This window comes from Allobosea sp. OK403 (genome assembly GCF_900113835.1).
In the GTDB taxonomy this organism is placed as follows: domain Bacteria; phylum Pseudomonadota; class Alphaproteobacteria; order Rhizobiales; family Beijerinckiaceae; genus Allobosea.
Map to the genome: position 1 here is coordinate 948,895 of NZ_FOQV01000002.1, position 12,875 is coordinate 961,769.

Genomic DNA, 12,875 nt, shown 5'->3' on the forward strand with positions numbered 1-12,875 from the left:
TGAGGGAAGGAGACGGCGACCATGGCGCTTCATGCAATGGCGTATGACGGTGCGGTGAAGGACGGGCTCGACACGGCGGAGCGCGCCTCTCGCGACGAGATCATGGCGCTCCAGCGTGAGCGCCTGGCATGGTCGCTGCGGCATGCCTATGAAAACGTGCCGCATTATCGCCGGTCCTTCGATGCGGCCGGTGTCCACCCCTCCGATTTCCGCCAGCTCTCGGACCTCGCCAAGTTTCCCTTCACGGTGAAGCAGGACCTGCGCGATAATTATCCGTTCGGGCTTTTCGCGGTGCCGCGCGAGAAACTCGCCCGCATCCACGGCTCGTCGGGCACCACTGGCAGGCCGATTGTGGTCGGCTACACGCTGGCCGATATCGATATGTGGGCCGATGTCATGGCGCGCTCGCTGCGCGCCGCCGGCGCGCGCCCGGGCATGATGGTGCATGTCGCTTATGGCTACGGCCTGTTCACCGGCGGGCTGGGGGCTCATTACGGCGCCGAGCGGCTCGGCTGCACCGTCGTGCCGATGTCGGGCGGCATGACCGAGCGCCAGGTCCAGCTCATCACGGATTTCAAGCCCGAGGTGATCATGGTGACGCCGAGCTACATGCTCGCCATCCTGGACGGCTTCGCCAAGGCGGGGCTTGATCCGCGCGCCAGTTCGATGCGTTTCGGCGTCTTCGGAGCCGAACCCTGGACCAATGCGATGCGCGAGGAGATCGAGCAGGCCTTCGCCATGGACGCCACCGACATCTATGGCCTGTCGGAGGTCATCGGCCCCGGCGTCGCCCAGGAGTGCGTCGAGACCAAGGATGGCCTGCACATCTGGGAGGATCACTTCCTGCCCGAGGTGATCGATCCCGAGACGGGCGCAGTGCTGCCCGACGGCGAACCGGGCGAACTGGTCTTCACCTCGCTCAGCAAGGAAGCCTTCCCGATCATCCGCTATCGCACCCGCGACCTGACCCGGCTTCTGCCGGGCACGGCCAGGCCCGGCATGCGGCGCATGGAGAAGGTGACCGGACGCTGCGACGACATGATGATCCTGCGCGGCGTCAACGTCTTCCCGACCCAGATCGAGGAAGCGCTGCTCGCCACCGACTGGTGCGCCGGCCATTTCCTGATCGAGCTGACGCGCGAGGGCCGCATGGACGAAATGACGGTGCTGGCCGAAGCTCGCGAGGGGTTTTGGGATTGCGCCGGCCTGACCGTTCAAGCCGAGCGGCTGGTGACGCGGATCAAGGATACGATCGGCATCACCACACGGGTGATGATCCAGCCTCCCGGAACGCTGGAGCGCTCCGCCGGTAAGGCCAAGCGTGTGATCGACAAGCGCCCGAAAGGGTAAGGCTGGCCGTTACCGTCATTGCGAGCGCAGCGAAGTAATCCAGGTGAAGAGCGCTACGCCCTCCTGGATTGCTTCGCTGCGCTCGTAATGACGCGCAGAGGCGCTGCGATCAAACCTGATCGAAATCCACCACCACCCGTGCGCTGGTCGGATGAGCCTGGCAGGTCAGGATGAACCCGGCCTTGAGCTCCCATGGCTCCAGCGAGTAGTTCACCGTCATCTGCGCCTCGCCCTCGACGAGCTTGGCCCGGCAGGTCGAGCACATGCCGCCCTTGCAGGCGAAGGGTAGGTCCATGCCGGCGCGCAATGCCGCGTCGAGGATGGCTTCGCCTGCGGCGATCGGGATTTCGCGACGCTTGCCATCGACGATCATCGCCCCGAGATGGGCGGGCGGAGCACTCGCTTCGACGATGACGGGTTTCGGCCGAGGCCGGCCGCCGAGCGCCGAGACGAAGCGCTCGACATGGATGGCGTCCCCGGCAATGCCGATCTCCTGCAGGGTCGCTTCCAGATCCTCGCTCATCGCGGCCGGGCCGCAGATGAAGACATGATCGACCGCAGCCGCCGGGATGATGCTGCGCAGCAAGAGCCGCGCCTTCTCGCCGTCGAGGCGACCGTTCAGGATCGGCAGATCCTGCTCCTCGCGCGACAGCACGTGAAAGATCGCAAGCCGCCCGAGGAAGCGATCCTTCATCTCCTCCAGGCTCGCCCGGAACAGAATGTCTTCGGTCGAGCGGTTGCCATAGAACAGGAAGAAACGGCTCGTCGGCTCGCGCTGCAGTACGCCACGGATGATCGACAGGATCGGCGTGATGCCCGAGCCGGCAGCGAAGCCGACATGGATGCGCCCATCGCCCGGATCGCGTTCAAGGCCGAAGCGACCAGTCGGCGTCATCACATCGACCGCGTCGCCGATGGCGATATTGCCGTTGATCCAGGTCGAGAACAGGCCGTTATCGACCTGCTTGACCGCGATCCTGAGTTCGCCGTCCTGCGGACCCGAGCAGATCGAGTAGGAGCGGCGCGTGTCCTCGCCTTCGATCGTCGCGCGCAGGGTCAGATACTGGCCGGGCGCGAAATGATAATCGGCGGTAAGGTCCTCGGGCACCGCGAAGGCGATCGAGACGGCGTCCTGCGTCTCGCGCTTCACGTCGCGGACGGCCAGGCGATGGAAGCGGGGTGTGGCGGTAGACATGGCGCCCCTACTAATGGCAGCGGAAATAGTCGAAAGGCTCTCGGCAGGCGTTGCAACGCCAGAGCGCCTTGCATGAGGTCGAGCCGAATTCGGCGAGCCGGGATGTATCGAGCGAGCCGCATTGCGGGCAGGCGACTTCTTCCGTGCCGAACAATGCCCGTCGCCCGGCGCTCCTGGCAGGAGGCGCGATGCCGTATTCCGTCAGCTTGCGCCTGCCGTCTTCGCTCATCCAATCGGTGGTCCAGGCCGGCGACAGCACGGTCGTCACCGTGGCGGGTCCGAGGCCGGCTTGCTCCAGGGCGAGCTCGATCTCCAGCGCGATCATCGTCATCGCCGGGCAGCCCGAATAGGTCGGCGTGATCAGGACCTCGATCCTGCCGTCATGGAGGCGCACCTCGCGCAGCACGCCGAGATCGGCGATCGACAGCACCGGAATTTCCGGATCGACGACGGCGCCCGCGATCCGCCGGACCTCGTCGAGCCGGGCCTCGTCCAGCACGGCCGCATCGCGATCGCGCGCGACGGCGTTCACCAGACGGCACCGGGGAAGGCGCGCTGCAGATATTGCAGCTCGCTCAAGAGATGGCCGAGATGCTCGGTATGATGGCCGTTGCGCCCGCCCTTCTGCATCCAGTCGTTTTGCGGCACGGCAAGTGTCGCCTGGGCCAGCACGCTGACGACGGTCTCGCGCCAACCGGCGCGCAGGCTCTCGGGATCGACCGCCATGTCTTCTGCAATCAGCTCCCGCTCGGCTGAGTCGACCTCGAACATCTCCCCGGTGAGGGGCCAGAGCGCATCGAGCGCGGCTTGTGCCCGCCTGTGACTCTCGGGCGTGCCATCGCCCAGCCGCATCACCCATTCCGCGGCGTGCCGCAGATGGTAGGCGCTCTCCTTCTCCGCCTTGGCGGCGATCGCAGCCAGCGTCGCATCAGCGCTGCCCATCATGGCCCGCCACCACGGGTCGATGAAGGCCGAGTAGAGGAACTGGCGCAGCATGGTCTGGGCGAAATCGCCATTGGGCTGCTCGACCAGGAGGAGATTGCCGTAACCGCGTACGTCGCGCAGATAGGCATAGGCGTCCTCGTCGCGGCCGGCGGCTTCGACCTTGGCCGCATAGGCGTAGAGCGAGCGGGCCTGCCCGATCAGGTCGAGGCCCATATTGGCCAGCGCCATGTCCTCTTCCATCATCGGCGCGTGGCCGCACCATTCCGAGAGGCGATGGCCCAGGATCAGGGCATCGTCAGCGCGCCGCAGGGTGTAGCGCAGCAGCGGTGCGTCGGAGACGGAGATCGATGCGACGGGCATGGCGATGTCCTCACATATGCCCGACATCGTCGGGCACTTCGTAGAAGGTCGGATGCCGGTAGATCTTCGTCTCGGCCGGTTCGAACATCATGCCGGCATCGCTCGGGTCCGAAGCGATGATGGCGGTCGACGGCACGACCCAGATCGAAAGCCCTTCGCCGCGCCGCGTATAGACGTCGCGCGCCGCCTGGAGCGCCAGTGTCGCGTCTGCGGCATGAAGCGAGCCGACATGCTTGTGCGCGAGCCCGTTACGGCTGCGGATGAAGACCTCCCAGAGCGGCGTCATCGGCCCGGCCATGCGTCATCTCCCTTGCCGCGCTGCCTTTGTCGGCGCGCTGTCTGTTGTGTCTGCCTCAGTCCGCCGGCGGAGCTCGCTCAGGCGGCGAGCGCCTTGCCGCGCTGCTTCTGCGCGTAAGCGAGCGCCGCCTCGCGCACCCACTCGCCTTCGTCATGGGCTTTGCGCCGCGCCGCCAGCCGTTCCCGATTGCACGGGCCGTTGCCGGCGATCACCTGCTTGAACTCGTTCCAGTCGATCTCGCCATAGCGCCAGTGCCCGGTCTCCTCATCCAAGCGAAGCTCCGGGTCGGGCAGCGAAAGCCCGAGAATCCGCGCCTGGAGCACGGTGGCGTCGACGAATTTCTGGCGCAGCTCGTCATTGGAGAAGCGCTTGATCTTCCACAGCGTCGAGCTGTCGGAGTGCAGGCTGGCGGCATCGGGCGGCCCGAACATCATCAGGCAGGGCCACCACCAGCGATTCAGCGCATCCTGCGCCATGTCCTTCTGTTCGGGCGTGCCGCGCGACAGCGTCAGCATGATCTCGTAGCCCTGGCGCTGGTGGAAGGATTCCTCCTTGCAGACCCGGATCATGGCGCGTGCGTAAGGGCCATAGGAGCAACGGCAAAGCGGGATCTGGTTCATGATCGCCGCGCCGTCGACCAGCCAGCCGATCGCCCCGATATCAGCCCAGGTCAGCGTCGGATAGTTGAAGATAGAGGAGTACTTGGCCTTGCCGCTCAGAAGCTGGTCAACGAGCTCCTCTCGCGATGAGCCGAGCGTCTCGGCGGCGGCATAGAGATAGAGGCCGTGGCCACACTCGTCCTGGACTTTCGCAAGCAGGGCGGCCTTGCGGCGCAGCGAGGGCGCCCGCGTCAGCCAGTTACCTTCGGGCAGCATCCCGACGATCTCGGAATGGGCGTGCTGCGAGATTTGACGGGTCAAGGTCCGGCGATAGGCAGCCGGCATCCAGTCGTTCGCCTCGATCCGCTCCTCGGCGTCGACCCTGGCCTGGAACCGGACCGCGAGATCGGCATCCTCAAGCTGGCGTTCGCCGGTATCGGGGCTGGTGTTGAGGGCCTGCGTATACATGCGCTCCTCCTCTTATTCTCGTTGGCTCAACTAATATGTGACAGAAAAATTCATGTCAATTAATTCTTGTAACATATTGCGATGCAACCAAGCGTGCGGCGGCGCACAGAAGCCCCGAGCTTCAAGTCGTGAACCGGCTCTCGATCTCGCTCGAACGCGGCAGCGGCTCGCCGCTCTCGTCTATCGCGTTCTGGTCGAGCCAGCGCTCCGAGCCGGGCAGCACCTGGCGATAGATCGCGGCGCACAGGCTGCGCGCCGACGCGCCTGGCCAGTCCTCCGGCAGGATATCGGCGGGCAGGACGGGATCGCGCAACACGACCCGGCGATATTCGTGAATCAGCAGGATGCGGGCGACGAACGCATCGAGGTCGGACAGGCGAATCCCGCCCTCGAGCGCGGCCGCGAGAGGCTCGAACGCTGCCAGGAAGCGGCAATAGGCTGCGGCGGTGGCGCCAAGAGGCCAGCTCCTTGCCGCCAGTGCCCGAACCGAGGAGAGGTCGCCGCCCGCCTCGAAGCGCAGCGCGCCATTTGCCAGCTCCGGCAACACGGTGCCGGCTGGCGCAAGCCAGAGACCGGGCGAGGCGATCCCGAAGCCTGCGGTCTCCATCACCGCCTTCGTGACCTCGCGGTCGGCGCCGCCATCGAACAGCACCATGTCGAAACGCCCCGGCCAAGCCGGCGAATGCAGCGTGTAGATCTGCTCCGACGCGTGCCGGAAGGTGTCGCGCCCCTTATCGGCCAGTCGGTAGAAACTGTTGCGGCCGACCTTGATGCGCTCCAGCCAGCCGTCGGTCGCCAACCGGGACATGGCCGTACGAACAAGCCCGTCGGACAGCCCCATTGCCCGGAAGAAGGCGAGCAAGGTCCCGAGCCAAACGCAGCCGCCGCGCGGCACGATCGCGTCGCCATAGATGGTGATGATGATCGACCAGGTCCGCGAAGGCTCGCCGCGAAGATGGTCGAGGATCGGGTCGAGGGTAGCGCGAGACATCGGCGATCAGTAACGCACCGCAGCGCAACCGCAAGCGACACGATCTGTAAGCCGCTTTACGCCCCGCGCTTGCCGGATACGGCTTGAGGCCGAAGCGTCTTCGGGGCGGCCGGCGCCACGGCCTCTGCCGCAACTGCTGCTCCTGCGGTGATGAGCTGCGAGGCCATCAACGCATATTGCTGGCGCGACAGGCCCTTGCCCTCGCGGAACCAGAGATAGTGCCAGTTCAGCATGCCGAACAGGGACATGGTCAGCGGCTTGAGCAGAGGTCCCTGCCCCACCTCCGGAACCGCCTCGGCAATCGCCTCGGCGAAGATCGCCACGAGCTGGCGCTCCAGCGCGCGCAGCGTCTCCTGCCGATCGTCGCTCAGGAATTTGAGATTGGCGATCTGCACCTGATGCTGGGCGTCGGCGTCACGATAGGCTTCCAACAGGGCGGCAGACAGAGCGTAGAGGCGCTCCTGGGGATCTTTCGCCGAACGAGCCGCTTCCTCGACGACGGCGACCAGATCGTTGAGATGGTCGAACAGGATGTCGAACAGCACCGCGACCTTATCGGGGTAATAGTGGTAGAGCAGCGCCTTGGAGGCCCCGCAAGCCTCCGCAATCATCGTGATCGAGGTTCCCGAATAGCCGAACTGGGCGAAGAGCTCAGCCGCGCGGTGCAGGATCGCTTGCCGCTTGGCGTCGTAGTCTTGTGCGCGAGTGCGAGCCATTGCCTGTCGTGTTCCTGTGTCGTCGCGTCCAGCGCAGCCCTGTTCGCCGGACTTGATACCGAGGGTCCCGCCTTGCGCTTTCCAGCTTGCATAATCGGTCCCGTCGTTTCTGGATATCAAAGACTGTCCGACTGGTCGATCAATGATACGCGCAAATCGCGCTTTTAAGATTAACCAATCGGCCGGTTAATTTTAGCTTGCTACCGTATCGGCATCAGCTACGATGTCGCGGGAATAAAATGGCGGGCCAACCGCCGCGCTTGATCCAGCTCAGGCCTTCTTGGAGGAACGCCCCATGACGAAATCCGCCTTCGGACGGCAGTCCTTGCGCGCGTCCGCGCTGCAAGCCCTTGCTGTCACAACCTTGCTGTCGCTGCCGGCTCTTGCCGCCGATCCGATCAAGATCGGCGCCGTCCTCTCGGCAAGCGGCCCTGCAGCCTTCCTCGGTGACCCGGAGGCGAAGACCCTCAAGATCTATGTCGAGGAGCTGAACAAGAAGGGCGGCGTGCTGGGCCGCCAGATCGAGCTCGTGCTCTATGACGATGGTGGCGACGCCAACAAGGCACGCACCTTCGCGACGCGGCTGATCGAGGACGACAAGGTCGTCGCCATGGTCGGCGGCTCCACGACAGGCACGACCATGGCGATGATCCCGGTCTTCGAGGACGCCAAGGTGCCGTTCGTTTCCGTTGCTGGCGCGATCGAGATCATCGAGCCCGTACGCAGCTTCGTGTTCAAGACGCCCCATACCGACAAGACCGCCTGCGAAAAGATCTTCGAGGACATGAAGGCGCGCAGCCTGACCAAGATCGGCATGATCTCCGGCACCGACGGCTTCGGCAAGTCGATGCGCGCCCAGTGCCTGCGGGTCGTGAAGGATTACGGCATCACGATCGTGGCCGATGAGAGCTATGGCGCGACCGATTCCGACATGACGCCGCAGCTCAACAAGATCAAGAACACCGCCGGACTCCAGGCTGTGGTCAATCCCGGTTTCGGCCAGGGCCCGGCGATCGTGACGCGCAACTATGGTCAGCTCAGCATCGGGCTGCCGCTCTACCAGAGCCACGGCGTCGCCTCGAAGAGCTTCATCGATCTCGCCGGCCCCGCCGCTGAAGGCATAAGGCTGCCGGCCCCTGCCCTGCTCGTCGCCGACAAGCTTGCTGACGCCGACACACAGAAGGCGGTGGTGACCGCCTATAAGACATCCTACGAGAAGGCCGTCGGCCAGCCCGTCTCCACCTTCGGCGGCTATGCCTTCGACGGCATTCAACTCGTGGTCGAGGCGATCCAGAAGGCCAAGGGCACCGACCCGCAGAAGATCCGTGACGCGCTGGAAGCCACTAAGGGCTATGTCGGCGTCACCGGAATCTACACGATGTCGGCGACCGACCATCTCGGACTGGGCACCGAGTCCTTCCGGATGCTGGAAGTCAGGAACGGCGGCTGGGTCGAAGTCGGCGCGCGCTGAGGCGCGCCGGAACTGGTCGCCCCTTTCCCCGGCCGGGGCACAGCCTCGGCGCCAGCGCATCTGCGAGACGCCATGGCCGAGTTCCTGCAACTGCTCTTCTCAGGCCTGACGGTCGGGGCGGTCTACGCCCTCGTCGCGCTCGGCTTCACGCTGATCTACAACGCCTCCGACGTGATCAATTTCGCCCAGGGCGACTTCGTCATGATCGGCGGCATGGGCACGGTGTTTCTGGCAGCGGCTGGCCTGTCCCTGCCGCTCGCCGCCTTCATCGCGATCCTGGCGGCGGTCGCCGCCGGATTGCTGCTGCACCGCCTGGCGATCGAGCCGGCGCGCGGCGCCTCGCCGGTTGCGCTGATCATGATCACGATCGGCGCCTCGATCTTCATCAAGGGCGTCGCCCAGATCGTCTTCGACAAGCAGTTCCACTCGCTGCCCGCCTTCACCGGCTCGGACCCGATCGCGCTTGGCGGCGCGACCATCCTGCCGCAGAGTCTCTGGGTCGTCGGTGGCGCGATCGTGCTATTTATCGCCCTCTATCTCTTCCTGGAACGGACCCTGCTCGGCAAGGCGGTGCTCGCCACCGCCGCCAACCGCCTTGCGGCGCGTCTGGTCGGGATCAACGTCAAGGTCATCCTCGCGCTCGCCTTCGGCGTCTCCGCCGCCATCGGCGCGATCGCCGGCGTCCTCGTGACGCCGATCACGCTGACGCGCTACGACATCGGTACCTTGTTCGCCTTGAAGGGATTTGCGGCGGCGATGGTGGGCGGCATGGGCCATCCGCTCGGCGCCGTGGTCGGCGGCATCCTGATCGGCCTGATGGAAGCCTTCGGAGCAGGCTATATCAGCTCGACCTATAAGGACGGCGTCGCCTTCCTCGCCATCCTTCTGGTGCTGTTCTTCATGCCGCGCGGCCTGTTCGGCGGCGGCAGCGTGGAGCGCGTCTGATGCTCAAGAGCGCATTGCGGTCGCGCTGGGCGACGCTCGCTGTCTTGGCGCTCACGATGGCGATCGTGCCGCTGATCGCCCCGTCGGCCTTCTATCTGCGCGTGGCGGCGCTGGTCTGGATTTTCGCGCTTGCCGCGCTCGGGCTGACGATCCTGATGGGTTATGCCGGGCAGGTCAGCCTCGGCCATGCCGGCTTTCTCGGTATCGGCGCCTATGGCGTGGCAATCGGCCCGACCCATCTTAGCCTCTCGCCGCTGCTGTCGCTGGTTCTGGCGGCGGCATCGTCGGGCGTCATTGCCTATGTCGTCGGACGGCCGATCCTGCGATTGAAGGGCTATTACCTTGCCATCGCGACGCTCGGCTTTGGCCTCATCCTGGCGCTGATCTTCCAGAGCGAAAGCGCGATCACAGGCGGACCTGACGGCATGGCGGTGGCGCGCCTCACGGTGTTCGGCTGGCGCATTGCCGGGGCCATGCAGTGGTACTGGGTCAGCGCCGGCATACTGCTCGTCGGCGCCTGGATTGCGCTCAACATCGCCGACAGCCCATCCGGCCGGGCTCTGCGCGCCGTGCACGACAGCGAGGTCGCGGCAGCGGGCGCGGGCGTCGATGTCGCGGCCAAGAAGCTCGCCGCCTTCGTGGCCGCTGCCGTCTATGCTGCCATCGCCGGTGGGCTGCTTGCCTGCATGAACGGCCTGATCACGCCCGATGCGGCGAGCTTCATGCACTCGGTCGAGTTTGTCGCGATGGTGATCATCGGCGGTCTCGGCTCCGTTCTCGGTGCTGTCGTTGGTGCGGCGTTCCTGATCGTTCTGCCGCAGGCGCTGACCTCCTTGCAGGAATACGAACAGGCCGTGCTTGGCCTGCTGATCATGGTCTTCATGATCGTGCTGCCGACAGGGATCGTGCCGTCGCTGCGCAACTGGCTTGCGGAGCGCCTCGCATGAGCCTGCTCAGTGTCTCTGGTCTCGGCATCAGCTTCGGCGGCGTCGTCGCCGTGGATGGCGTCGGCTTTTCAGTCTCGCCCGGCGAGGTGTTTTCCATCATCGGTCCCAATGGCGCCGGCAAGACCACCTTGTTCAACCTCGTCACGGGAATCTACCGCCCACAGAGAGGTGATGTGCGGCTCGATGGGCAGTCGATGATCGGACTATCCCCGCATCTCCTGGTGCGGCGCGGCATGGCGCGGACCTTCCAGAACCTGCAGATCTTTTTCCGGATGACGACGATCGAGAACGTCATGGTCGGCCGCCACCTCGCTGAGCGCTCATCGTTCCTGTCGGACCTTCTCGGCTTGCCCAATGTCGCCAGGCAGAACCGCCTGACGCGCGACGCCGCCTTCGCCTTGCTGGAGCGTGTCGGTCTTGCCGCCCACGCCGACGCGAATGCCGGCTCGCTGCCCTATGGCGCGCTCAAGCGCCTGGAGATCGCGCGTGCGCTCGCCGCCGAGCCGAAGGTGCTCCTGCTCGACGAACCGGCGGCCGGCTGCAACGCGATCGAGACCGAGGCGATCGATGCGCTGATCGTCGAGATCGCCCGGTCGGGCACGGCCGTCGTCCTGATCGAGCATGACATGAAGCTGGTGATGAAGATTTCCGACCGGATCCTGGTCCTGGCCCAAGGTCGCCCGCTCGCGGAGGGGACGCCGCGCACGATCCGCGACGATCCAGCCGTGATCGCGGCCTATCTCGGCGACCATGGCAGCAGGGAGGCCGATCGTGCTCACGGTTGAGGGCTTGTCCTCGGCCTATGGCCGAATCGCGGTTTTGCATGAGGTCAGCCTGACCGTGGCGCAGGGCGAGATCGTTGCGCTGGTCGGCTCGAACGGCGCCGGCAAGACGACGCTGCTGCGGACGATCTCCGGCGTGCAGCCGCTGACGGGAGGGCGCATCCTGTTCGATGGAGCGCGAATAGAGCACATGCCCGCTCATGCCCGTGTCGGACTCGGCATCGCGCAATCGCCCGAGGGGCGCCAGGTCTTCGGCCCTCTCAGCGTCGAGGACAATCTGCGCCTGGGCGCCTTCCGCAGACAGGATGCCGGCCTCGCGGAGCGGCTCGCCCAGGCCTATGCGATGTTCCCGATCCTTAGGGAGAAGCGCGCCATACCAGCGATGAGCCTGTCAGGCGGGCAGCAGCAGATGCTCGCGATCGCTCGCGCCTTGATGGCCGCGCCCAAGCTGCTCCTGCTCGATGAGCCGTCGCTGGGCCTCGCGCCGCTGCTGGTCGACCAGATCCTGAATGCCGTCGTCTCGCTGCGGGATCGGGGAATGACGATCCTCCTCGTGGAGCAGAATGCCTCGGCTGCGCTGGCCATCGCCGATCGCGGCTATGTGCTGGAGACGGGTAGAATGGTTCATCAAGGCGCGGCCCAGTCATTGCTGGCCGATCCCAGGATGCGGGCTGCCTATCTCGGACTTTGAACGGGTGCCCTACGCCGCGACACGCTGCGGATGACGGTTCCGTCCGAATGCGACGTGATCTTAGGGCGTACGGCCACGGGCTTGCGCTGAGGCCAGCCGGCCGGCCAGTTCAATGGCCGTCTGGAGCGCGCCTGGCGAGGCCACGCCCTTGCCGACGATATCGAAGGCCGTGCCATGGGCTGGCGTGGTGAAGATGATCTCGAGCCCGGCCGTCACCGTGACGCCGCGATTGAAGCCTTTCAGCTTCGTCGCGATCTGGCCCTGGTCGTGATACATCGCAACGACGCTGTCGAACTCGCCGGCGAAGGCGCGGATATAGACGGTATCGGCGGGATAGGGGCCGGTGCAGGCGATGCCTGTCGCCGCGATCCGCTCCACGGTCGGGCGGATCAACTCGATCTCGTCGCGGCCGAACAGGCCGTTCTCGCCGGCATGAGGGTTGAGCGCGGCAACGGCGATGCGCGGCTTTGCGATGCCGGCGCTTTTCATCATCCGGTCCACCAGCTCCACCGCATCCGTGATCGCGCGCGCATCGATCAGGTCGATCGCTTCGCGCAGCGAGACATGGGAGGTCACGCGCGACATCCACTGGCCGTCGAGCACGTTCATCTCCGAGAAATAGCCCTGGTGCTTCAGCAGATGCGCGAACAGCTTGTGCTCGTCGGGAAAGCGCCAGCCGCCCGCGAACATCGCAGCCTTGTTGAGCGGCGCGAAGGTGATGGCGTCGAGCTTGCCCGCCTGCGCGAGGCCGATCGCATGGGCCAGCGTCTCACCGGTTATGCGGCCAGATTCGGCTGACATCGCTCCCCGTCCAAGCGCCGCGGGATCGGCATTGCCGAGATCGATCAACGGAACCTCAGGCGCATCCCAATCGATCTCACCGCCTTCCGCGACGCTGCTCCAGCGCATTTGCACCGCGGCATCGCGCGCGCCCTGTTCCAGCACGCGCCGGTCGCCGATCGCAACCAGCCGCACATGGTCGCGCCAGCCGCCATCGGCCAGCACCTTGGCCGCGATCTCCGGGCCAATGCCAGTGCAATCTCCGAAGAGGAGGCCGAGGCGAGGCTTGTCTTGCATGGCGGCCATGACGTCCCCTAAATTCAAGATGCTTATTGTC

Annotated in this window: 14 protein-coding genes; 6 read left to right on the forward strand and 8 right to left on the reverse strand. The window is 65.6% G+C overall.

Translation table 11 applies throughout. From position 1 onward, the window contains the following. The first annotated feature begins 21 nt into the window (after nt 1-21). Nucleotides 22-1,350 (forward strand): phenylacetate--CoA ligase PaaK, encoded by a 1,329-nt coding sequence (gene paaK / locus BMZ97_RS10455; protein WP_092168133.1) that lies wholly within the window; start codon nt 22-24, stop codon nt 1,348-1,350. A 109-nt stretch (nt 1,351-1,459) separates the two neighbouring features. Here the strand turns inward: paaK and paaE are convergent, their stop codons facing one another. The 7 genes from paaE to BMZ97_RS10490 form a co-directional block, all read right to left on the reverse strand. Further along, nucleotides 1,460-2,545, reverse strand: coding sequence for a 1,2-phenylacetyl-CoA epoxidase subunit PaaE (gene paaE / locus BMZ97_RS10460; RefSeq protein WP_092168135.1), 1,086 nt, complete (start codon nt 2,543-2,545; stop codon nt 1,460-1,462). 10 nt (nt 2,546-2,555) lie between these two features. Next, nucleotides 2,556-3,044, reverse strand: a complete 489-nt coding sequence (gene paaD, locus BMZ97_RS10465) for a 1,2-phenylacetyl-CoA epoxidase subunit PaaD (RefSeq protein ID WP_092168963.1) — start codon at nt 3,042-3,044, stop codon at nt 2,556-2,558. A gap of 29 nt (nt 3,045-3,073) precedes the next feature. After that, the gene (gene paaC / locus BMZ97_RS10470; RefSeq protein ID WP_092168139.1) at nt 3,074-3,850 is read right to left on the reverse strand and encodes a 1,2-phenylacetyl-CoA epoxidase subunit PaaC; all 777 of its coding nucleotides are present in this window, start codon (nt 3,848-3,850) and stop codon (nt 3,074-3,076) included. Between the two features lie 10 nt (nt 3,851-3,860). After that, a complete protein-coding gene (gene paaB / locus BMZ97_RS10475) occupies nt 3,861-4,148 on the reverse strand; it encodes a 1,2-phenylacetyl-CoA epoxidase subunit PaaB (RefSeq protein WP_092168142.1) in 288 nt (95 codons plus the stop codon). Between the two features lie 77 nt (nt 4,149-4,225). Further along, nucleotides 4,226-5,215 carry a 1,2-phenylacetyl-CoA epoxidase subunit PaaA gene (gene paaA / locus BMZ97_RS10480; RefSeq protein WP_092168145.1) on the reverse strand — a complete coding sequence of 330 codons (990 nt, stop codon included), beginning with the start codon at nt 5,213-5,215 and terminating at the stop codon, nt 4,226-4,228. A gap of 121 nt (nt 5,216-5,336) precedes the next feature. After that, nucleotides 5,337-6,206, reverse strand: coding sequence for a phenylacetic acid degradation operon negative regulatory protein PaaX (paaX, locus tag BMZ97_RS10485; RefSeq protein ID WP_092168148.1), 870 nt, complete (start codon nt 6,204-6,206; stop codon nt 5,337-5,339). Between the two features lie 56 nt (nt 6,207-6,262). Further along, entirely contained in the window at nt 6,263-6,922 is a 660-nt protein-coding gene (locus BMZ97_RS10490) for a TetR/AcrR family transcriptional regulator (RefSeq protein ID WP_092168151.1), read from the reverse strand. Nucleotides 6,923-7,217: 295 nt separating this feature from the next. On the opposite strand from BMZ97_RS10490, the gene BMZ97_RS10495 reads away from it, so the two are divergent. The 5 genes from BMZ97_RS10495 (at nt 7,218) to BMZ97_RS10515 (ending at nt 11,758) form a co-directional block, all read left to right on the forward strand. Then, a complete protein-coding gene (locus BMZ97_RS10495) occupies nt 7,218-8,393 on the forward strand; it encodes an ABC transporter substrate-binding protein (RefSeq protein WP_092168154.1) in 1,176 nt (391 codons plus the stop codon). Nucleotides 8,394-8,465: 72 nt separating this feature from the next. Beyond that, nucleotides 8,466-9,338, forward strand: a complete 873-nt coding sequence (locus BMZ97_RS10500) for a branched-chain amino acid ABC transporter permease (RefSeq protein ID WP_092168157.1) — start codon at nt 8,466-8,468, stop codon at nt 9,336-9,338. Further along, nucleotides 9,338-10,285, forward strand: a complete 948-nt coding sequence (locus tag BMZ97_RS10505; RefSeq protein ID WP_092168160.1) for a branched-chain amino acid ABC transporter permease — start codon at nt 9,338-9,340, stop codon at nt 10,283-10,285. The genes BMZ97_RS10500 and BMZ97_RS10505 overlap by 1 nt, the downstream gene beginning before the upstream one ends. Then, on the forward strand, nt 10,282-11,070 hold the full coding sequence (locus tag BMZ97_RS10510; RefSeq protein ID WP_092168163.1) for an ABC transporter ATP-binding protein: 789 nt from the start codon (nt 10,282-10,284) through the stop codon (nt 11,068-11,070). The genes BMZ97_RS10505 and BMZ97_RS10510 overlap by 4 nt, the downstream gene beginning before the upstream one ends. Beyond that, the gene (locus tag BMZ97_RS10515; protein WP_092168966.1) at nt 11,057-11,758 is read left to right on the forward strand and encodes an ABC transporter ATP-binding protein; all 702 of its coding nucleotides are present in this window, start codon (nt 11,057-11,059) and stop codon (nt 11,756-11,758) included. Before BMZ97_RS10510 ends, BMZ97_RS10515 begins: the two co-directional genes overlap by 14 nt. Before the next feature lie 60 nt (nt 11,759-11,818). Here the strand turns inward: BMZ97_RS10515 and BMZ97_RS10520 are convergent, their stop codons facing one another. Then, nucleotides 11,819-12,844: a PdxA family dehydrogenase gene (locus BMZ97_RS10520; RefSeq protein WP_092168166.1), complete on the reverse strand. Its 1,026-nt coding sequence runs from the start codon at nt 12,842-12,844 to the stop codon at nt 11,819-11,821. Nucleotides 12,845-12,875 lie beyond the last annotated feature (31 nt).

Bases quoted from the DNA above. Each gene is read 5' to 3' on its own strand.
- BMZ97_RS10490 (WP_092168151.1), bottom strand. From the start codon at position 6,922: ATGGCTCGCACTCGCGCACAAGACTACGACGCCAAGCGGCAAGCGATC.
- paaE (WP_092168135.1), bottom strand. From the start codon at position 2,545: ATGTCTACCGCCACACCCCGCTTCCATCGCCTGGCCGTCCGCGACGTG.
- paaC (WP_092168139.1), bottom strand. From the start codon at position 3,850: ATGCCCGTCGCATCGATCTCCGTCTCCGACGCACCGCTGCTGCGCTAC.
- paaB (WP_092168142.1), bottom strand. From the start codon at position 4,148: ATGGCCGGGCCGATGACGCCGCTCTGGGAGGTCTTCATCCGCAGCCGT.
- BMZ97_RS10505 (WP_092168160.1), top strand. From the start codon at position 9,338: ATGCTCAAGAGCGCATTGCGGTCGCGCTGGGCGACGCTCGCTGTCTTG.
- paaK (WP_092168133.1), top strand. From the start codon at position 22: ATGGCGCTTCATGCAATGGCGTATGACGGTGCGGTGAAGGACGGGCTC.
- BMZ97_RS10495 (WP_092168154.1), top strand. From the start codon at position 7,218: ATGACGAAATCCGCCTTCGGACGGCAGTCCTTGCGCGCGTCCGCGCTG.
- BMZ97_RS10510 (WP_092168163.1), top strand. From the start codon at position 10,282: ATGAGCCTGCTCAGTGTCTCTGGTCTCGGCATCAGCTTCGGCGGCGTC.
- BMZ97_RS10520 (WP_092168166.1), bottom strand. From the start codon at position 12,844: ATGGCCGCCATGCAAGACAAGCCTCGCCTCGGCCTCCTCTTCGGAGAT.
- BMZ97_RS10500 (WP_092168157.1), top strand. From the start codon at position 8,466: ATGGCCGAGTTCCTGCAACTGCTCTTCTCAGGCCTGACGGTCGGGGCG.
- paaX (WP_092168148.1), bottom strand. From the start codon at position 6,206: ATGTCTCGCGCTACCCTCGACCCGATCCTCGACCATCTTCGCGGCGAG.
- paaA (WP_092168145.1), bottom strand. From the start codon at position 5,215: ATGTATACGCAGGCCCTCAACACCAGCCCCGATACCGGCGAACGCCAG.